17 protein-coding genes are annotated in these 20,774 nt (G+C 45.8%); 14 read left to right on the top strand and 3 right to left on the bottom strand.

Annotated features, from left to right (window positions below):
- Window positions 1-16 precede the first annotated feature (16 nt).
- From mutL to hflC, 6 genes are all read left to right on the top strand, one after another.
- Entirely contained in the window at window positions 17-2,029 is a 2,013-nt protein-coding gene (mutL, locus tag J8Z23_RS14725; protein ID WP_301659834.1) for a DNA mismatch repair endonuclease MutL, read from the top strand.
- Window positions 2,026-2,958 (top strand): tRNA (adenosine(37)-N6)-dimethylallyltransferase MiaA, encoded by a 933-nt coding sequence (gene miaA / locus J8Z23_RS14720; RefSeq protein WP_005395375.1) that lies wholly within the window; start codon window positions 2,026-2,028, stop codon window positions 2,956-2,958. Before mutL ends, miaA begins: the two co-directional genes overlap by 4 nt.
- 193 nt (window positions 2,959-3,151) lie before the next feature.
- Window positions 3,152-3,415, top strand: a complete 264-nt coding sequence (hfq, locus tag J8Z23_RS14715; protein ID WP_005381379.1) for an RNA chaperone Hfq — start codon at window positions 3,152-3,154, stop codon at window positions 3,413-3,415.
- 38 nt (window positions 3,416-3,453) lie between these two features.
- On the top strand, window positions 3,454-4,743 hold the full coding sequence (gene hflX / locus J8Z23_RS14710) for a ribosome rescue GTPase HflX (RefSeq protein ID WP_005381380.1): 1,290 nt from the start codon (window positions 3,454-3,456) through the stop codon (window positions 4,741-4,743).
- 45 nt (window positions 4,744-4,788) lie between these two features.
- Window positions 4,789-5,994 carry an FtsH protease activity modulator HflK gene (gene hflK / locus J8Z23_RS14705; RefSeq protein ID WP_005395374.1) on the top strand — a complete coding sequence of 402 codons (1,206 nt, stop codon included), beginning with the start codon at window positions 4,789-4,791 and terminating at the stop codon, window positions 5,992-5,994.
- 2 nt (window positions 5,995-5,996) lie between these two features.
- Window positions 5,997-6,977, top strand: coding sequence for a protease modulator HflC (gene hflC, locus J8Z23_RS14700; RefSeq protein WP_005395373.1), 981 nt, complete (start codon window positions 5,997-5,999; stop codon window positions 6,975-6,977).
- 62 nt (window positions 6,978-7,039) lie between these two features.
- On the opposite strand, the gene J8Z23_RS14695 is transcribed toward hflC, so the two are convergent.
- Window positions 7,040-7,225 (bottom strand): DUF2065 domain-containing protein, encoded by a 186-nt coding sequence (locus tag J8Z23_RS14695; protein WP_005381383.1) that lies wholly within the window; start codon window positions 7,223-7,225, stop codon window positions 7,040-7,042.
- 172 nt (window positions 7,226-7,397) lie between these two features.
- On the opposite strand from J8Z23_RS14695, the gene J8Z23_RS14690 reads away from it, so the two are divergent.
- Both J8Z23_RS14690 and motX read left to right on the top strand, forming a co-directional pair.
- A complete protein-coding gene (locus J8Z23_RS14690) occupies window positions 7,398-8,714 on the top strand; it encodes an adenylosuccinate synthase (RefSeq protein WP_005395372.1) in 1,317 nt (438 codons plus the stop codon).
- A 219-nt stretch (window positions 8,715-8,933) separates the two neighbouring features.
- Entirely contained in the window at window positions 8,934-9,569 is a 636-nt protein-coding gene (gene motX, locus J8Z23_RS14685; protein ID WP_005387944.1) for a flagellar protein MotX, read from the top strand.
- Window positions 9,570-9,653: 84 nt separating this feature from the next.
- Here motX and hmpA read toward each other — a convergent pair whose 3' ends face one another.
- Entirely contained in the window at window positions 9,654-10,838 is a 1,185-nt protein-coding gene (gene hmpA / locus J8Z23_RS14680) for an NO-inducible flavohemoprotein (protein ID WP_434634099.1), read from the bottom strand.
- Window positions 10,839-10,994: 156 nt separating this feature from the next.
- Here hmpA and nsrR point away from each other — a divergent pair, with 156 nt between their 5' ends.
- The 5 genes from nsrR to trpS all read left to right on the top strand — a co-directional run bounded on the left by nsrR (window position 10,995) and on the right by trpS (window position 16,775).
- The gene (gene nsrR, locus J8Z23_RS14675) at window positions 10,995-11,420 is read left to right on the top strand and encodes a nitric oxide-sensing transcriptional repressor NsrR (protein ID WP_005387939.1); all 426 of its coding nucleotides are present in this window, start codon (window positions 10,995-10,997) and stop codon (window positions 11,418-11,420) included.
- 115 nt (window positions 11,421-11,535) lie between these two features.
- On the top strand, window positions 11,536-14,040 hold the full coding sequence (rnr, locus tag J8Z23_RS14670) for a ribonuclease R (RefSeq protein WP_434634096.1): 2,505 nt from the start codon (window positions 11,536-11,538) through the stop codon (window positions 14,038-14,040).
- 70 nt (window positions 14,041-14,110) lie between these two features.
- Window positions 14,111-14,857 (top strand): 23S rRNA (guanosine(2251)-2'-O)-methyltransferase RlmB, encoded by a 747-nt coding sequence (gene rlmB, locus J8Z23_RS14665; RefSeq protein WP_005395369.1) that lies wholly within the window; start codon window positions 14,111-14,113, stop codon window positions 14,855-14,857.
- 99 nt (window positions 14,858-14,956) lie between these two features.
- Window positions 14,957-15,643, top strand: coding sequence for a phosphoglycolate phosphatase (locus J8Z23_RS14660; protein WP_434634093.1), 687 nt, complete (start codon window positions 14,957-14,959; stop codon window positions 15,641-15,643).
- A gap of 115 nt (window positions 15,644-15,758) precedes the next feature.
- Window positions 15,759-16,775 (top strand): tryptophan--tRNA ligase, encoded by a 1,017-nt coding sequence (trpS, locus tag J8Z23_RS14655; protein WP_005395367.1) that lies wholly within the window; start codon window positions 15,759-15,761, stop codon window positions 16,773-16,775.
- Between the two features lie 55 nt (window positions 16,776-16,830).
- On the opposite strand, the gene J8Z23_RS14650 is transcribed toward trpS, so the two are convergent.
- Window positions 16,831-17,205: a hypothetical protein gene (locus J8Z23_RS14650; RefSeq protein ID WP_330944669.1), complete on the bottom strand. Its 375-nt coding sequence runs from the start codon at window positions 17,203-17,205 to the stop codon at window positions 16,831-16,833.
- 546 nt (window positions 17,206-17,751) lie between these two features.
- On the opposite strand from J8Z23_RS14650, the gene J8Z23_RS14645 reads away from it, so the two are divergent.
- A complete protein-coding gene (locus J8Z23_RS14645; RefSeq protein WP_434634089.1) occupies window positions 17,752-20,706 on the top strand; it encodes an ExeM/NucH family extracellular endonuclease in 2,955 nt (984 codons plus the stop codon).
- Window positions 20,707-20,774: the final 68 nt, after the last annotated feature.

Genomic DNA, 20,774 nt, shown 5'->3' with positions numbered 1-20,774 from the left:
GAGCTTTTAACTCATTATGACGATTAAAATTTTGCCAGCTAGACTTGCAAACCAAATCGCAGCAGGGGAAGTGGTCGAAAGACCCGCCTCTGTGATTAAAGAACTGGTTGAAAATAGTCTTGATTCTGGCGCAACTCGAATCGATATTGATATCGAGAAAGGAGGCGCAAAGCTGATTCGTGTTCGTGATAACGGCAAAGGTATCGCGAAAGATGAACTCGGCTTAGCGCTCAGTCGTCATGCTACATCTAAGATACATACCTTGGATGATCTTGAAGCCATCATGAGTCTAGGTTTTCGCGGTGAAGCGTTAGCCAGTATTAGCTCAGTCTCGCGTTTGACGCTCACATCGCGTCCTGCGGCACAAGAAGAAGCCTGGAGTGCCTACTCCGAAGGGCGTGATATGCAGGTGAAGCTTAAGCCTGCAGCGCACCCGATTGGTACGACTGTTGAGGTGTTGGATTTATTTTTTAATACTCCAGCGCGTCGCAAATTTCTTCGTACGGAGAAAACCGAATTTGCTCATATTGATGAGTTATTGAAACGCATTGCGTTAAGTCGCTTTGATGTCACCATCAATGTGCGTCATAACGGCAAGATCATCCGTCAATATCGCGCGGCGAAAAATCAGCTTCAAACCGAAAAACGTATTGCAGCTGTCTGCGGTAATGCGTTTGTGCGGCATATGCTCAGAATCGAGCTTGAGCATCAAGGGTTAAAGCTACATGGTTGGATTACCACTCCAGAGGGAGCAAGGCAGCAAAGCGATTTACAGTATTGCTATGTGAATGGCCGAATGATGCGTGACAAATTAATCAATCACGCGATTCGTCAAAGCTATGAAATGAGCTTAAAGCCAGATCAGTTCGCTGCCTATGTGCTCTTTATTGAGTTAGACCCGCACCAAGTGGATGTGAATGTTCACCCCGCTAAGCATGAAGTGCGCTTTCACCAAGCTCGCTTAGTGCATGATTTCATCTATCAAGCTTTGGCGGATGCACTTGCGCAAAGCGCCGTGATTGATAAACCACAGGTTAATGAATCCGCATTTCATCGTGTGGAACCGACTGAGTCCGAAGAGGTTGAGCATTCGCCTGAGCCTGAAAAAGTGCAAAGGCCAGCATCTTCAGCAGTTCCAGAGCGTGTTTATCAAGCGATAGAAAGTGCACCGGCTTATCCTGGACGCAGTGATTATGAAGTGAAGCCTCGTAATAGCGGTCCTTGTGAAACCTCCGTGCGAGAGGCGCGCGTAGTTGAGTCATTCAAACGTAATGATTGGGTGGAGTCCAAACCCGCACCAAAGCCGAATCACAATAAAGAGCACCATGTTGAGCCAGCACCAAGCAAGCAAGAAGTGCGCGCTTATCACGAGTTGTTGAAAACGCCCGAGTTTGAGTCTCAACCCGTAACGCCGATAGTGCCCCAAAAGGCAACTTCGCATGCATCACTTCCATCGATTAATGCATTAGGCAAAGCGCTAGTGATGGTCGATGAGCAATTTGTTTTGATGAGCAGTGACAGTGGGGCGGCGTTAGTCTCGTTACCTAGAGCGGAATTTTATCGTGTAAAAGGTCAGCTCACTCCAAGCGATGGCGCGCTTAAAGCACAGCCTCTACTCGTTCCTCTTTCTATTAAGTTAGAGGCCGAGTTAGTGAAGCTGGCTCGAGATTATCAACAAGATTTGGCGTTACTTGGCATTCAATTGAAAGCGAGAAATGAGCAAGCCTTAATGGTGATGGGCGTTCCCGCGCCGCTACGTCAACAAAACTTACAAAATCTAGTACCAGATCTGTTATCTTACGCGCAATCTTGTGTGAAGGAAGGTATAGCAACGGCTCAGATGCTGTCTGAGTTGATAGATTGGCTCGCATTGCAGGTCACGACAGTGAAGAGTCATTATACTTTTTCTGAAGCAATTCAAATTATTGCGGAACTTGAACAGCTAAGAGATGGTCAATTGCCATTAGAAGATACAAAATTTGTATCCGCTGTTGATTTCTCTGCCACGATAGCCAAATTAAAACCATGACAGATAAACTACCTTTGGCGCTATTTTTAATGGGGCCAACTGCATCAGGCAAAACTGAGTTGGCGATTCGTCTTCGTCAAAAGTTCCCGGTTGAGATCATCAGTGTTGATTCTGCTTTGATCTATAAAGGGATGGATATCGGTACGGCGAAACCGGATGAAAAAGAGTTAAGTTTAGCGCCTCATCGCTTGATTGATATTTTGGATCCGAGCGAATCTTACTCTGTAGCCGACTTTCGTCGTGATGCATTGAAAGCGATGGATGATATTGTTGCAGAAGGAAAAATTCCACTCTTAGTGGGTGGGACAATGCTGTATTATAAGGCGCTACTTGAAGGTTTATCCCCACTTCCTGCTGCAAATCCTGAAATTCGTCAGCAAATTGAACAAGAAGCATTGACTAAAGGTTGGTCAGTGTTGCACGATGAACTCAAAGAGGTTGATCCTGTGTCAGCAGCGAGAATCCATCCCAATGATCCCCAACGTTTATCTCGGGCATTGGAAGTTTTTCGTATTTCAGGTAAAACTTTGACTGAATTGACTCAAACGAAAGGTGAAAGCCTGCCATACCGAGTCAAGCAGTTTGCAATAGCTCCCAAGGATAGGGCAGAACTTCACCGTCGAATTGAACTTCGTTTCGAAAAGATGATGGAAGCGGGCTTTGAAGAAGAAATGAAAGCGCTACATTCGCGAAAAGATCTTCACCCCGATCTTCCTTCCATACGATGCGTCGGTTACCGACAGATGTGGGAGTATTTAGATGGGGAGTGTACACGTGACGAAGCAGTATTTCGTGGCGTATGCGCGACTCGTCAATTGGCCAAGCGTCAAATCACCTGGTTACGCAGCTGGGATGACTTAACTTGGTTGGATAGCGAGAACATTGAACAGGCATTAGAAACGATGTCGGAAGCAATAGCATCTGATTGACATAGCTGTGTATAATGTGATCGTTTTTGCGTGAACGCACTCTCAAAGGATCTGTTGTTGGCGGTTTTTATACTATGCTGCTAATTACTTAGAGTGCATTTTTGATTCGTTTAGCTCAGATGCAAAAGCAGTATCTTTTGCATTGCACCACTAGCTAAATAATTACAACTACAAATTAAATAAGGAAAATAAAATGGCTAAGGGGCAATCTCTACAAGACCCATTTCTAAACGCGCTACGTCGTGAGCGTATCCCGGTATCTATCTACCTTGTGAATGGTATTAAACTACAAGGTCAGATCGAATCGTTCGATCAATTTGTGATCCTGCTGAAGAATACTGTTAACCAAATGGTGTACAAGCACGCGATCTCAACAGTTGTGCCGGCTCGTCCAGTGAGCCATCACAGCGGTGAACGTCCACAAGGTGAGCGTCCACAAGAGAAATCAGAAGATTAATTCTTCATCGAGTATTTTTAAAATAAGGAGTTGATTGCTTGTTTGACCGTTATGAATCCGGTGAGCGAGCCGTACTTGTTCATATCAACTTCACGCAAGAAGGTGAATGGGAAGATCTGGCTGAGTTCGAAATGCTGGTTTCTTCTGCTGGGGTAGAGGCGCTACAAGTGGTAACTGGTAGTCGTCAATCCCCACACCCGAAATACTATGTCGGAGAGGGTAAGGCCCAAGAGATTGCTACTGCGGTACAGTCGACAGGTGCCGAAATTGTGATTTTTAATCACGCCCTCTCTCCTGCCCAAGAACGTAACCTCGAAGCACTGTGCCAATGTCGAGTTCTCGACCGCACTGGTCTTATTCTCGATATCTTTGCTCAACGAGCTCGAACACACGAAGGTAAGCTACAGGTAGAGCTGGCTCAACTTCGTCATATCTCTACTCGTTTGATTCGTGGTTGGACGCACCTTGAAAGGCAGAAAGGGGGTATCGGTTTACGTGGCCCGGGTGAAACCCAGCTGGAAACCGACCGTCGCTTATTGCGTGACAGAATCAAAGCCATCCTGCGACGCTTAGACAAAGTAGCGAAGCAGCGTGAACAAGGGCGCCGCGCCCGAAATCGAGCTGAAATCCCAACGGTTTCACTTGTGGGTTACACCAACGCGGGTAAGTCGACACTCTTCAACCGTATTACAGAAGCTGGCGTGTATGCCGCTGATCAACTATTTGCTACTTTGGACCCGACTTTACGTAAGATAGAGTTAGCAGATGTTGGGCCTGCCATTTTGGCAGACACGGTTGGTTTTATTCGACATTTGCCTCACGACTTGGTTGCGGCCTTCAAGGCAACCTTGCAGGAAACGCAAGAAGCTGACATTTTGTTACATGTTGTTGATGCCAGTGATGAGCGTTTTCGTGAGAATATTCAAGCTGTTCATGAAGTACTAGAAGAGATCGACGCACATGAAGTGCCGACTCTGGTTGTCATGAACAAAATCGACAATCTAGATTCGCAGAAACCACGTATAGAACGAGACGAGGAAGGCGTACCTCGCGCAGTTTGGGTTTCAGCAATGGATGGGTTGGGCATTGATGTCCTGTTTGAGGCACTGACGGAACGTCTGGCGTCACAAATGGTCGAGCATCAGTTGCGAATTCCTCCACAGTATCAAGGACGATTCCGTAGTACCTTCTTCCAAATGAAGTGTATTCAACGTGAGGAATATGACCAGGATGGTAACTTGTTGATCGATATTCGAATGCAGCAAGTAGATTGGTCTAGACTTGAAAAAAGAGAAGGGGCAGTTTTGACTGGCTTTATAGTCACTTAAAGGACTGCTACAGTATAACGTCATATCAAATGATGGAGCTTTCTAATGGCGTGGAATGAGCCTGGAAATAACAACGGCAACAATGGCCGCGATAATGACCCTTGGGGTAATAATAATCGTGGTGGCCAGCGTCCTGGTGGCCGAGATCAAGGTCCGCCAGATTTAGATGAAGTGTTCAATAAACTGAGTCAAAAACTGGGTGGCAAGTTTGGTAAAAAAGGCGGCGGTGGTTCTCCAATCGGCGGCGGTGGTGGTAGTGCAATTGGCTTTGGCGTGATTGCTCTTATTGCTGTTGCAGTTTGGTTCTTCGCTGGTTTTTACACCATCGGTGAAGCAGAGCGTGGTGTTGTGCTGCGTTTAGGTAAATACGATCGTATCGTAGACCCAGGCCTTAACTGGCGCCCTCGTTTTATTGATGAATACGAAGCGGTAAACGTACAAGCGATTCGTTCACTACGTGCATCTGGTCTAATGCTGACTAAAGATGAAAACGTCGTAACAGTCGCGATGGATGTTCAGTACCGAGTGACTGACCCGTACAAATACTTGTACCGTGTAACCAATGCAGACGATAGCTTGCGTCAAGCAACGGATTCTGCACTACGTGCAGTAATTGGTGACTCATTGATGGATAGCATTCTAACCAGTGGTCGTCAGCAAATTCGTCAAACTACGCAAGAAACACTGAACCAAATCATTGATAGCTATGATATGGGGCTGGTACTTGTTGACGTAAACTTCCAGTCTGCGCGTCCACCAGAGCAAGTGAAAGATGCGTTTGATGATGCAATCGCAGCTCGTGAGGATGAAGAGCGTTTCATCCGTGAAGCTGAAGCATACAAGAACGAAATCTTGCCGAAGGCAACGGGTCGTGCTGAACGTTTGAAGAAAGAAGCACAAGGTTACAATGAGCGTGTCACGAACGAGGCTCTTGGTCAGGTAGCACAGTTCGAAAAACTACTACCAGAATACCAAGCAGCACCAGGTGTAACGCGTGATCGTCTGTACATTGACGCAATGGAAGAAGTGTACTCAAGCACTTCGAAAGTGTTGATTGACTCTGAATCAAGCGGCAATCTTCTGTACCTTCCAATCGATAAGTTGGCGGGCCAAGAAGGTCAGGCAGACACCAAACGTAAATCGAAGTCATCTTCAACCTACGATCAAATTCAACTGGAGTCTGAGCGTACACAAGAAGACACTTCGAACACGCAGTCTCGTTCAACAGGTTCACGTCAAGGGAGATACTAAGAATGCGTAAGTTAATGATCCCTGTATTGGTAATCGCACTGGCATTAATGTTGATGTCTTTGTTTGTGATTCCTGAAGGTGAGCGCGGTATCGTGGTTCGATTTGGTCGTGTTCTTAAAGACAACAACGACATCACTCGAATTTACGAGCCTGGTTTGCATTTCAAGATGCCTCTGTTTGACCGTGTGAAACAACTTGATGCACGTATCCAAACGATGGATGGCCGTGCAGACCGTTTCGTAACGTCTGAGAAAAAAGACGTTATTATTGATACCTACGTGAAGTGGCGTATTGAAGACTTTGGTCGTTACTACCTAGCGACAGGCGGTGGTAATTCGCTAACGGCGGAGGCACTACTTGAGCGTAAAGTAACGGATGTGCTTCGTTCTGAAATCGGTGCTCGTGAAATCAAACAGATTGTATCTGGTCCACGTAACGATGATGTACTACCAGAAGATGCAAGTGCAGATGTTGTCGCAACTGAAGCGGCACGTGAAGCGCTTGAGATTGATGGTGAACGTGACCTAATTATGTCTGAAGTATTGAAAGACACGCGTGAAAGCGCGATGAAAGACTTGGGTGTTCGTGTTGTTGATTTCCGCATGAAGAAAATCAACCTGCCTGATGAAATCAGTGAGTCTATCTACCGTCGTATGCGTGCAGAGCGTGAGTCTGTAGCTCGTAAGCACCGTTCTCAAGGTCGTGAGAAAGCGGAAGTTATTCGTGCTCAAGCTGAGCTAGAAGTGGCAACCATTCTAGCTGAAGCTGATAAGACTGCTCGTGTAACACGAGGTGAAGCGGATGCAGAAGCAGCGAAGATTTATGCTGAAGCATACAACAAAGACCCTGAATTCTTTAGCTTCCTACGTTCGCTACGTGCGTATGAGAAGTCCTTCAGCTCTAAGAGCGATATCCTGGTACTTGATCCGAAGAGTGAGTTCTTCCAATACATGAACCAGTCGAAGGGCGGCATGGAGAAATAATCTCAGCGTCAAATGAAACAAAAGGCTCCTTAGGGAGCCTTTTTTGTATCTGATGCTAAGTGCTAGCTCATCATTATGGCGATTACGGCTCCAGCAACTACTAGGCAGCCACCGATGCGTCGTAGCTGATTGTTGGGCTGTTCACTTAATTGAGCCACCATATTCCGCCAACCGTTTGGAGCAATGAGTGGTCCAATGCCTTCCACGATCAAGACGAGCCCAATCGCCAACCATATGGATTCAGACATACCGCTTTCCAGTCGAATAAAGAAAACTAAATACTATCAGTGATATGCTGATTTCAAAATGAGCAAAGCAGCAAGATGACATTCTGGTAGCAACTCTGTGAACAAAAAATGACTGCAAGAAGCGTGATTCGGTGCTAGAATCCATTTTTAACTAGCAATCAGACTTGGAAAGATGGGAAATAACGTAGTCGTTCTAGGCACCCAATGGGGTGACGAAGGTAAAGGTAAAATCGTAGACCTTTTAACTGAAGATGCAAAATACGTGGTACGCTACCAAGGCGGTCACAACGCAGGTCATACTCTCGTAATTGACGGTGAAAAAACCGTTCTTCACTTAATTCCATCAGGTATCCTTCGCGATAACGTAAAATGTGTTATCGGTAACGGTGTTGTACTATCACCTGAAGCTCTACTTAAAGAAATGAAACCTCTTGAAGAGCGCGGTATTCCAGTACGCGAGCGTCTTTTCATTTCTGAAGCATGTCCGCTAATTCTTCCTTACCACGTTGCAATGGACCAAGCTCGCGAAATCGCTCGCGGTAAAAAAGCTATCGGTACAACAGGTCGTGGTATCGGTCCAGCATACGAAGATAAAGTTGCTCGTCGAGGTCTACGCGTTGGCGACCTATTCGATATGGAATCGTTCGCTGAGAAGCTAAAAGAAGTCATGGAGTTCCATAACTTCCAACTCGTTAACTTCTACAAAGCGGAACCAGTAAGCTACGAAGCGGTGCTTGAAGAAGCAAAAGGCTACGCAGAGCTACTTACTTCAATGGTTATCGACGTAACTGACGAACTAGACGCAGCACGTAAGCGCGGCGATAAGATCATGTTCGAAGGTGCACAAGGTACGCTACTTGATATCGACCACGGTACTTACCCATACGTAACGTCTTCTAACACGACTGCTGGTGGTGTTGCTGCAGGTTCAGGTTTTGGTCCTCGTCACATCGGTTACATCTTGGGTATCGCGAAAGCGTACTGTACTCGCGTTGGTGCAGGTCCATTCCCGACTGAACTATACGACGGTCTAGATAAGCAAGATCCAATTGGTAAGCATTTAGGTGAAGTTGGCCACGAGTTCGGTGCGACAACTGGTCGTCTACGTCGTACTGGTTGGTTCGATGCTGTTGCTATGCGTCGTGCAATCCAAATCAACTCTGTATCTGGTTTTTGTCTAACTAAACTAGACGTACTAGATGGTCTAGAAGAGCTAAAAATCTGTACTGGTTACAAGATGGAAGATGGCTCTGTGCTAGAAGTTTCTCCGATGGCTGCTGAAGCATTCGAAAAAGCGACGCCAATCTACGAAACTATGCCTGGTTGGTCTGAGAACACATTCGGTGCTAAAGCGCTAGAAGATCTACCACAAGCGGCTCTTAACTACATCAAGCGTATTGAAGAGCTAACAGGTGTGCCTGTAGATATCATTTCAACAGGTCCTGACCGTAACGAAACTATCATCAAGGTTCATCCATTCGAAGCTTAATTGATAGTCGTTAAAGATTGCAAAAGCCGACCTTCTGGTCGGCTTTTTTGTATCTGAACAAAAAACGGCAGTGATTCTCATATGGCAAATTTTTGCCGCTGAGTCTAAGTCAGAGGCAAAAATTGTCTAAAGCTTAACTGGCTTTTGCCGATAAGGTTATCAAGCAGAGGAGATCCTTCATCGATCTTTGGTTTCTTAGATACCTTAAAGAGTACGTTTATGAAGTTACGAACAGTGGCTGCTTCACTGTTATTGACCTTGGTAGCTACCACAGCGAAAGCCAATGTTGCTGATGTGGGGGCGCCAGTTCCTATCTACACCGAAGCAGAGCTGATAAAGCTTATTGAGCAAAATAAGCACTTACAACGTGTGCGCGCTGATAACTGCCAGCTGGTGGAGGATATCGTTGCTCGTGCGACTCGAATTAACTTGCCCGCTTATGAATTTCTGTACGGCGACATGTTGGCGTGGGGTGTGTGTGTCGAGCAAGATGTCGAACTGGGCCTTTACTACATCGAAAATGCAGCACATCAGGGATTACCTGCCGCGCTAGAGCAGATTGGCCGATACTATTCGCGTGGCACTTTAGTGCAGCAAGATAAAGAACGAGCAATTCCTTACTTGCGAGAAGCCGCCTCAATGGGAAACCTAAATGCGCGTATTCATTTAGCCGAATTGCTCCTGCGTGATTACGGCAGCCCACTTGATTACGAAGATGCGTATCGTTGGTTATATAACTCTGTCACAGCAGATAAGCGGCAGCATAAGCGTATCACTGTATTGAGAAATGGCCTTGAGCAGCGCATGCCACAAAACGTTATTGCTCGAGCCAAACGGCGAGACACCTTTTGGTAACCTCCTATCAAGGCAAACAACTTCATACAACAAAGCCCACATAATGTGGGCTTTGTTGTTTTCCCGAAGAGTAATCTTGAGCGATTAAACGACTTTGTGTGGACCGAAGCATTCGTAATGGAATTGCTCTTCTGGTACGCCAAGTTCTAATAGCTGTTTCGCTACGTGCTGCATAAATCCTACAGGGCCACAGAAGTACACCTGCACGTTATCTTGCTTTAATGCAGCTTCAATTTCATACAGATTGACAAAGCCCGTGAAGTGGAAGTCTTCACCTAGCTTGTCTTCTGCCGTTGGTTGGTTATACCAAACGAGCGCGTTCATGTTTTCTTTCGCCGCGACTAGTTGGTTCACGTGTTGCTTGAAAGCATGCTGTTGGCCATTTTCGGTTGCATGAACCCAAGTTACAGGTGCTTGATGTGCTGAGAGACTTTCTAGCATTGACAGCGTTGGAGTAAGTCCCACACCAGCAGAAATTAGAACAACGGGTGTTTGTGGTTCGGCATCCATAAAGAAATCACCGGCAGGGGCCACAAGCTGCACTTTTTCGCCAATGTTCAGGTTATCGTGCAGGTAGTTCGACACTTTTCCGCCTTCTTCACGTTTTACTGAGATACGGTAGGTGTTCTCTTGGACCGCAGAAGATAGGCTATATTGGCGAATTTCTTGGTTTTCTAACTGGTCACTGTTGATATAGATGCCAAGATATTGTCCCGGTTTATACGGTGCCACTTTTTGGCCATCGGTTGGCTTAAACACAAAGCTGCAAATGTGTTCGCTCTCGATTTGTTTATCGACTAATTCAAATTCGCGTAGACCGCGCCAGCCGCCTTCCAAAGCTTCATTTTGTTGGTAAATTTGTTCTTCGCGCTGAATAAATACATTCGCAAGTACGCCGTAAGCCTCAGCCCAAGCATCCAACACTTCCTGACCTGGATTAAACAACTCATCAATCGTCGCAAGTAAGTGTTTACCAACGATTTGGTACTGATCTTCTGTGATCAAAAAGCTCGTGTGTTTATGCGCAATTTTTTCTACTGCGCCAAGTAGGGCTGGCAAATTTTCAATATTGGCAGCATAGGCGCAGATGGCGTTGAATAGCGCTTCACGCTGATCGCCGTTACGCTGGTTACTCATGTTAAAAATATCTTTCAACTCAGGGTTATGAGTAAACATACGTTCATAAAAGTGCGCGGTCAGTTTTGGTCCCGTTTCGGCGATAAGTGGTGCGGTCGCTTTGACGATCTCGATGGTTTGATTGCTGAGCATATGGGCTTCCTACTTTAAGTTGTATTTATAATGCATGTTTAAAGTTGTATCTCAAATGTATCTTTCGATCAAGAAAAGATTTACACTTTTATCGATAGCTCAGTTTGGCGTTTTAGTGTCACCAGCGAGTTATTGAGTCGCACTTTGGGAGAGAATATGCAGTTAACGAGCTTTACTGATTATGCGTTGAGAACCTTAATTTTCTTGGCTTCGTTGCCGGAAGATGAGTTAACTAATATCACTGAAGTGACGGATTTATTTGGTGTGTCACGTAACCATATGGTCAAAGTTATCAACCGTTTAGGGCAGCTAGGTTATGTCCACACCGTGCGTGGAAAAAACGGTGGTATTCGGCTGATGAAACCTGCTTCTGAAATCACAGTAGGTGGTGTCGTGCGAGATTTAGAGCCGTTAGATTTGGTCAATTGCGGCGTAGATTTTTGCCATATTACCCCTGCCTGTCGCCTCAAAGATAAATTGGCAAAAGCAAAAAGTGCCTTCTTGGCGGAGCTGGATGATTGCACGATCGAATCCTTGCTTAGCGACAATTCTGAGTTGTTGATCTTACTGGCTCGTCCTTAACTCATTTGCACGTCTAGAGTCGATCTCGATCATTCTTTTTTCAAAGCAATTCTGTAGCTTATCGAGAGACTCAGATATACTAGCCATATACCTTCCTTGCTAGATAGGCGTGCCTATGTCAGACAATATTCCAAACGATCCTTTTGCAGATCGTGAATCCAAAAATTACGAAAATCCAATTCCAAGCCGAGAGTTTATCATCGAGTTTCTAGAGCAAGCGGGCGTTCCAATGAATCGCAATGACTTGTTTGAGGCACTAAAGCTTGAGGGCGAAGAGCAATACGAAGGGTTGCGTCGTCGGCTACGTGCGATGGAGCGAGATGGTCAACTGGTGTTTACCCGCCGTCAGTGCTACGCATTGCCTGAAAAACTTGAAATGGTGAAAGGTTACGTGATTGGTCATCGTGATGGCCACGGTTGGGTGCGTCCAGAAGGCAGCGTCGGCAAGGATGATGATATTCTGTTACCGCACCATCAAATGAAGAACATCATCCACGGTGACTTTGTTTTAGTGCAACCTACAGACAACAGCAAGCGCGGTCGTCGTGAAGGGCGCTTGGTTCGAGTGTTAGAGGAGCGTAATGCTCAAATCGTCGGTCGTTTCTTCCTCGAATATGGTTATTCCTATGTTGTCCCTGATGACTCGCGTATCAGCCAAGATATTCTGATCCCAAATGAGCACAAAGCGGGTGCACGCATGGGTAACGTGGTCATGATTGAAATTACTGATCGTGGCTCACGCTCACGTGGCATGATGGGTAAAGTGGTTGAAGTACTTGGTGAAAATATGGCACCAGGTATGGAAACGCAAATTGCGATTCGTACACACCAAATTCCTCACGAGTGGCCAGAGGCCGTCGATAAACAAATCGAAAACTTAGGCGAAGAAGTACCAGAAGAAGCCAAAGTTGGTCGTGTGGATCTACGTGAGTTACCACTTGTGACCATTGACGGCGAAGACGCACGAGACTTTGATGATGCCGTTTACTGTGAGAAGAACAAAGAAGGTGGTTGGCGTTTATGGGTAGCGATTGCTGACGTCAGTTACTACGTTCGCCCTGACTCTGCGCTGGATAAAGAAGCCATCAACCGTGGTAACTCGGTGTACTTCCCATCGCAAGTAGTGCCAATGCTACCGGAAGTGCTATCAAATGGTTTGTGTTCACTTAACCCACAAGTTGATCGCTTGTGTATGGTGTGCGAAATGACCATCTCAGAGACGGGTAAACTATCGGGCTACAAGCACTACGAAGCCGTGATGAACTCGCACGCTCGTCTCACATATAGCAAAGTGAGCGCGATTCTAGAAGGGGATGAAGAACTACGTGAGCGCTACCAGCCGCTTGTTTCTCATCTAGAAGAGCTGCACAAGATGTACAAAGTGCTGAAAGATGCACGAGATCAACGCGGTGCAATCGAATTTGAAACCGTTGAAACCAAGTTTATCTTCAATGCGGAACGTAAAATCGAAAGCATTGAGCCAGTGATTCGTAATGACGCGCACAAGATCATCGAAGAATGTATGATTTTAGCCAACATTGCTTCGGCATCTCTGGTAGAAAAAGCGAAAGAGCCTGCGCTCTATCGTATCCACGAATCTCCAGGTGAATTACGCCTGCAAGGTTTCCGTGACTTCTTAAGTGAACTTGGTCTTGAGCTAAAAGGTGGTCTAGAGCCTTCACCAACGGACTATGCTGATCTCGCACGTCAAATCTCTGGGCGTCAAGATCAAGAGTTGATTCAAACCATGCTGCTGCGCTCAATGAAGCAAGCGGTATACAACGCAGATAACGCGGGGCACTTTGGATTGGCACTGAAACGCTATGCGCACTTTACGTCGCCAATTCGTCGTTACCCTGACCTGTTACTTCACCGCGCAATCAAGTATCTGATTGCGAAAGAAGAAGGTCGTAATCAAGATCGCTGGACACCAACGGGTGGCTACCATTACTCGTTCGATGATATGGACTTTTACGGTGAACAATGTTCGATGACAGAGCGCCGTGCGGACGATGCCACACGTGATGTTGCGGATTGGCTGAAGTGTGAATATATGCAAGACCACGTCGGTGATGAGCTAGACGGTGTGATTGCTAATGTCACTAGCTTTGGCTTCTTTGTACGTTTAACGGATTTGCACATCGATGGTTTGGTGCATATTTCTACCCTTGCGAACGACTACTATCAATTTGACCCTATTGGTCAACGACTTATTGGTGAAAGTTTCGGTAACATCTATCGCTTAGGTGATGCAGTAAAAGTAAAAGTACTGGCTGTTAACCTCGATGATAAGCAAATTGACTTTGAATTGGTCGAAACAAGTCGTAAGCTACGTGGTGAAGGTAAGACTGCGAAGAAACGCGCAGCGGAAGCAAAACGCAAAGCGAAAGATAAAAAACGCGCTGCGACTCGCTCTTCATCGAAAGAAGGTGGCGCGCCTCGCGCAGTTCCTGCGATAGAGCCAACTAAGCGTCCAGAAGAAACGGGCGCAGTGAGTAAGCGCAATGGCCCCAAACGTGATGACGCCGAAGGCAAAAAGAAGCCTAAAGTGAAAAAAGCACGTAAAAAAAAGCCACACAGTAAGCCGAAGAAAACCAAGCGCACTAAAAAAGAAGCGTAGTAGGCTGAAGCGCCAGCTCAGTTCAAACTCAGCTGGCGCAGGCAATACGACCCGAACAACAGGTTAAACAATGAGTAACGAATTTATCTACGGCATTCACGCAGTGAAAGCGGTATTGGAGCGCGAACCAGAGCGTTTTATCGAGGCATACGTTTTAAAAGGTCGTCAAGATGATCGCCTAATGCCAATCCTAAATGATCTTCAGGTTTGTGGTGTCTCTATTCAACAAATGACGCGTAAAACTCTGGATGATAAAGCGCGTGGTGCAAATCACCAAGGCATCATTGCTCGCGTAAAACCAGCAAAACAGCTGAACGAGAACGACATTGATGACATCTTAGCGCAGCATGAATCACCGCTACTGTTAGTGTTAGATGGTGTGACGGACCCGCACAACCTTGGTGCGTGTTTGCGTAACGCAGATGCGGCAGGCGCTGCGGCGATCATCGTACCGAAAGATCGTTCTGCACCAATGAATGCAACGGTAAGTAAAGTAGCATGTGGCGCTGCAGAGGTTGTGCCTTTGATTCGTGTAACCAACCTTGCACGTACAATGCGTACGCTACAGGAAAAAGGGATTTGGTTTGTGGGTACGGCTGGTGAAGCTACGCACGACATTTATCAAGCTAAGCTTACTGGTCCTCTTGCTATCGTGATGGGTGCTGAAGGTGATGGTATGCGTCGTCTTACTCGCGAAACCTGCGATGATTTAATTAAGATCCCTATGGCGGGCAGTGTATCAAGCTTGAACGTATCAGTGGCTTCTGGTATCTGTTTGTTTGAAGCGGTTCGTCAGCGTTTGGCTGCCCAAAAATAAGGCGAGCACACTAAGCGTCGCTGAGTGTGACACTGAGTGACATCAAGATTAAGCACACAGGATGGGGAACCATCCTGTGTTATTTTAGCTAGGGAATTTATGACCCAACAAGATATTAAATTGATTGCTTTTGATCTGGATGGAACACTGCTTGATAGCGTGCCAGATCTTGCCGTAGCGGCCGATCAAGCAGTTCAGGCGTTAGGCTATCCTTCTGTATCAGAAGAGCAGGTGCGTGATTACGTTGGTAATGGTGCAGATATATTGATTGGACGTGCATTAAGCCAAAGCATGACCATCAGCAGTGATTTGAGTGATGAGCTGCGTGCTAAAGCGCGTGAGCTGTTTGATGAATACTACAAGCAAAGCGGCCATAAGCTAAGTCACCTTTACCCAACAGTAAAAGAGACGCTTGAAGAGCTACACCAAGCTGGTTTTACGATGGCGATTGTGACGAACAAGCCCTCGAAATTCGTACCAGAAATTCTAGAGCAGCATGACATCGCCAAGTACTTCGTAGACGTATTAGGTGGTGACGCGTTTCCAGAGAAAAAACCAAACCCGGTGGCGCTGAACTGGCTAATGGAAAAGCACCAGGTAAAACCAGCAGAGATGCTGATGGTTGGTGATTCGAAAAACGATATCTTGGCGGCGAAAAATGCGGGTTGTGCTTCATTTGGTTTAACTTACGGTTATAACCATGGCGAGCCCATTTCAGCTTCGAACCCTGACGTAGTGGCGAACTGCCTCGCGGAATTACTGGAAGTCGTCGCTGTTTCTGCATAACGGCAACAAAAGATCTTCCAAAATACTTGTTAATGAGTACACTGAGTAAACCGTGCGCTAAAAGCCGCACGGTTTTTCATTTTAATTAGATTAAGAAGTCAAAGGAATCATTCTAATGAGCAAACCCATTGTATTGAGTGGTGTTCAACCGTCAGGTGAACTAAGTATCGGTAACTACTTGGGTGCTCTACGTCAATGGCAGCAGATGCAAGACGATTATGATTGCCAATACTGTGTAGTAGACCTTCATGCGATTACGGTTCGTCAGGATCCTAAAGCCCTACATGAAGCGACATTAGACGCACTGGCAATTTGTCTGGCAGTTGGTGTTGATCCGAAGAAGAGCACGCTATTTGTTCAGTCACACGTACCAGAGCATGCTCAACTTGGTTGGCTTCTTAACTGTTACACGCAAATGGGTGAGCTGAGCCGTATGACTCAGTTTAAAGACAAATCGGCACGTTACGCAAATGACGTAAACGTGGGGCTGTTTGATTACCCTGTGTTGATGGCAGCAGATATTTTGCTTTACGGCGCACACCAAGTGCCAGTTGGTAGCGACCAGAAACAGCATCTTGAGTTAGCACGTGATATCGCAACGCGTTTTAACAACATCTACTCACCAGAGAGTCCGATTTTTACCGTTCCTGAGCCGTACATTCCAACAGTCAATGCACGTGTGATGAGTCTTCAAGACGCGACGAAGAAAATGTCGAAGTCAGATGATAACCGTAAGAACGTGATTACTCTGCTTGAAGAGCCAAAGTCGATCATCAAGAAGATCAACAAGGCGCAAACAGACACCGAAACCCCACCAAGCATTCGCCATGATATTGAGAACAAAGCGGGTATCGCGAACCTAATGGGACTTTACTCTGCGGCGACAGGCATGAGCTTTGAAGATATCGAAGCCAAGTACAAAGGCGTAGAAATGTATGGCCCATTTAAGAAAGATGTTGGCGAGGCGGTTGTAGCAATGCTGGAGCCAATTCAAGCAGAATACCATCGTATTCGCGCTGATCGTGCTTACATGGATGAGGTAATGCAGCAAGGTGCAGAAAAAGCATCGGCTCGCGCTGCTGAAACGCTGAAGAAAGCATACAAAGCGGTAGGCTTTGTCGCTCGCCCATAGTCGCTAAGAATAGATTACAAAAAGCTCCACGTTGGTGGAGCTTTTTTTATACTTTTTACTGGAATGGCGTGTCTTTCATGCAACGTTCCATATCGTAATATTCAACACGTCCTCGAGCACCTAAAAAGGCGGACTTCACCACCATGCCTCTATCAATGAAGTAACTGAGCTGCACGCATGATATATCGTAGCTAAGTTCTTTAATTCTCGCTGGGATCCAGTAGGTTCCTGGTGTTCTTAGACGCTGGGTAAAAGTAATAACACCCTCGTCACTGACCTCTAACTCTTCAATTCCATCCAGCTCATTTTTGGCTGATTCGATGATGTTTTGATTCGCGGTAGGTTGAAGTGGCTCACTGGCGGTCAATTGACATCCCGTTATCAAGCCAAGTAAGAAGAGAGCTAGCGCACTGCGTTGAGTTTTTTTCATTTATCGTTCCTGGGTTTACAGCTAATGAGATCTTAATGTCTCGCGCAGGTGTTATATCTTTTGTGTATGAATTTGGCTAGTGAATAAGGAGAAGTTATTGAGCAAATGATGAAAATTTTGAAGTATGGGGGTCATGCGTAAGAAAAAGCCGAGCGAATAATAGATGACTTAAGTTTAGATATGGCTATAAAAATGAAAATCAAAGCTTTCTAAATTAGTGGTTAATTATGTTTTCATTTATAACAAAGTGAGCTTGGTTAATAAGCCACTTCACGAGCGATGTATTTTCTACTCCTTAACATGAAGTGAAAAAATAAACTGAGTAATTAATCTAAATTTTGATTTGTTTATCAATAGCGCTCTGTATTTATTACAAAAAATGTTTGAATGGGATGTTCTGGCATATTTTCTTACATTCACATGTGATTCATTTCACGGCTTTAGTTGCTCATTCTTATTTATTTCATAAATAAACCTGATAGTAGACGCAAATGGTAGGCTCTGATCAGAGCTAAGTTTGCATTTACATAAATATCAGGTATGACAATGGACACGTTAATCAAACCCTCAATACTCGCACTAACCATCGCCAGTGCACTTAGCGCAAACGCGAACGCAGAGATTATTATTTCCCAGTATGTGGAAGGCGGCGCTTATAATAAAGCGGTCGAGATCGCCAATACAGGTGATACTGCGGTGACACTCACAGGCTATGAATTAGCAAAATCTTCGAATGGTGGCGGCTCGTGGGGCAGCACTCTTGATCTTAGTGACGTAACGTTACAAGCGAAGCAAGTGTATGTACTTGCTCATGGCGATGCGAGCGAAGCAATAAAGGCGGTTGCGGATTACACTGATAAAAATGTAGCGAACTTTAATGGCGACGATCCGTTGGCACTTCTTAAAGATGGGGAAGTGCACGATATATTAGGTGTGATGGGGGACGTGGATTTCGCTAAAGACACCACGTTAGTTCGTAACAGTGATGCGCTTACACCTTCAACTACCTACCAATCCACTCAGTGGACAGCCTTACCTAAAGATAATATTGATGGTTTAGGAGAATTAAATACAACTGAGCCACCTGCGCCATTTGCTTGTGAAGTAGATGGACAAGAACCAGCCTTTACCACCATCCAAGAGATTCAAGGTGAAGGTGCTTCTTCTCCATTTATTGATGGTTACCCTTACATCACGACCGAAGATCACTTCGTAACTGGTGTGGTCAGTGCTGTAACAACAGGCTTAACTAAAGGCTTCTACCTGCAAGCACTTGAGAATGATGGCAACGACAAGACATCTGAAGGTTTGTTTATTCACACTGATGTTGCCGATACAGAACTGAAAGCCGGTGATGTTGTTTGTGTGAAAGGGAAAGTACAAGAGTACTACAGCAACACTCAGCTTTCTTCTGATGCAAACAGTTATGTAAAAACAGGCACATCAAACGCCTCTTTGGTTACTCCGTTAACGATTAAGGAAGGGGAAACACTACGTGATGCACTAGAGCGTCATGAAGGTATGCAAGTTGAGCTCAGCTCGGCTAGCGAACTTTTCGTTACTCGTAACTTTTCTTACGATTATGACTCTCGACGCAACAACATGATGTTGTCTCATGAAGCACCGTTGTTTAAGCCGACTCAATTGCATGCAGCAGAGAGTGACGCTGCGGTTGCCCTTGCCAAAGAGAATGCGGCCAACCGTATTTACTTGGAATCGGATAGCAAAGCGCCAAATGGTCAAATCCCATATTTCCCAACGTTTGCACAAGATCTTGACCAAAATGGCTCTTCAGAGCAGCACATTCGCCTAGGCTCTCGTGTCGAAGGTCTGCAAGGTGTTGTGGCTTACAGCTACAACGAGTACCGCCTAATTGCGACCAATGAAGTCGATAGCAGCAACTTTGTCACGTCAGGTGATGACTTTGACGTTGCGCGTAAAGCGGCGCCAGCCATAGCCGATTCTGATTTACGAGTGGCGAGCTTTAACGTTCTTAACTACTTCACTTCGGTTGCTGACAGCGGGCACGACAACCCAACCGGGCAAAATCGTGGCGCAACAAACCTTGATGAGTTCTTGATCCAGCAAGCGAAAATCGTTTCAGCGATGAACAAGATGGACGCGGACATCATTGGCTTGATGGAAGTGGAAAACAACGGCTTTGGTGATGGTAGTGCTATCCAAAACTTGGTTGATGCTTTAAACGCTGAGATTGATGACGTGGAAGATCATTACACGTATGTCGAAATCGAAGAGCAAGATAAATACCAAGAGGAATACTTTGGCAGTGATGCGATCATGGTGGCGATCTTATATCGTGCTAACGCAGTAACACCAAAAGAAGCAGCAAAAGTCATTGTGACGCCAGAGCAACATATTGCAGAGAACACCATTACTCGTAAAGAGGGCACTGAAAGTAACCCTGCATACGACAAATATCAACGCCATAGCTTATTACAGACCTTTACAGTGAAAGAGACTGGCGAAGATTTTTCAGTGGTCGTGAACCACTTTAAATCGAAAGGTTCTGAATGTATTGAAGAGTGGATTGCTGGTGTAGAAGACTCAGAACCCGCGGATCTGCAAGGTAACTGCAACAACTTCCGTGTTTCTGCTGCGAAAGTCGTTGGTGAAGCGCTGAAAGATATTGATGGCGATGTGCTCGTTATGGGCGATTTGAACGCTTACGGCAAAGAAGATCCGTTACTTACCCTCACTGATTACTCACAAGAGAAATACGGCCGTGATATCTACACTGCCGCTTACACAACCATTGGTGGCGGTGAGCTTCAAGTAGAGAAAACCAAGATTGAAAAAGGCTACGGTCTGCACAATTTAAACACCTTGCTGCATGGCGCTGATACGTTCTCGTACACCTATTCAGGTGAGTTGGGGAACTTGGACCATGCATTGGCAAGCAGCAGTTTAGCGCAAAAGGTGGTGGCGATTGAAGATTGGCACATCAACTCCCTAGAAAGTAACTTGTTTGAATACAGCAGCAAATACACGGGTGACATGCCGAAGTATAAAGATGCGTTCTCAGCGTCTGATCATGATCCAGTGATTATTGCTATTGATTTGCCAGATGATGATATCGATTTACCGAAAGCGGGTGAAAACTTAGCTATTGATGTACGTCTACCACCAACTGCGGTTGCGGGCGATATTGTGACAGTGAACTTAACAGCATCCACACAAGCGGCCGCGACAAGCAGTGGTGCAAAAGTTTACTCGGCTAGCCAAACCTTGACTCAAACTGACATTGACGCACGCAGCGTGAATATTGAGTTTGAACAAGCGCCAGAACAAGGTAATTACCAGTTAGAAGAGAAAGTGACAGACTCGACAGGCAACGTCGTTAAGTTTAGCTCTGTTCGTGATGTCTCAATGACGCAAACTGAAACGGGTGCAGAAGGTTCGAAGGACTCAGATGGTGGTTCGTTTGGTTTTGGCGCGCTACTCGCGATGCTTGGACTTGGCTTAGTACGTCGCCGCAACTAAGCCTTTATCTCCTAAAATACAGCTGTAAAGACCAAAGGCCAGCCGATGCTGGCCTTTTTATTGCACAA

Source organism: Vibrio sp. SCSIO 43086, from assembly GCF_051132235.1.
GTDB classification, from domain to species: Bacteria; Pseudomonadota; Gammaproteobacteria; order Enterobacterales; family Vibrionaceae; genus Vibrio; species Vibrio diabolicus.
Note: the sequence above shows the minus strand (reverse complement) of the source record. Positions and strands in the feature narration are given on the sequence as shown.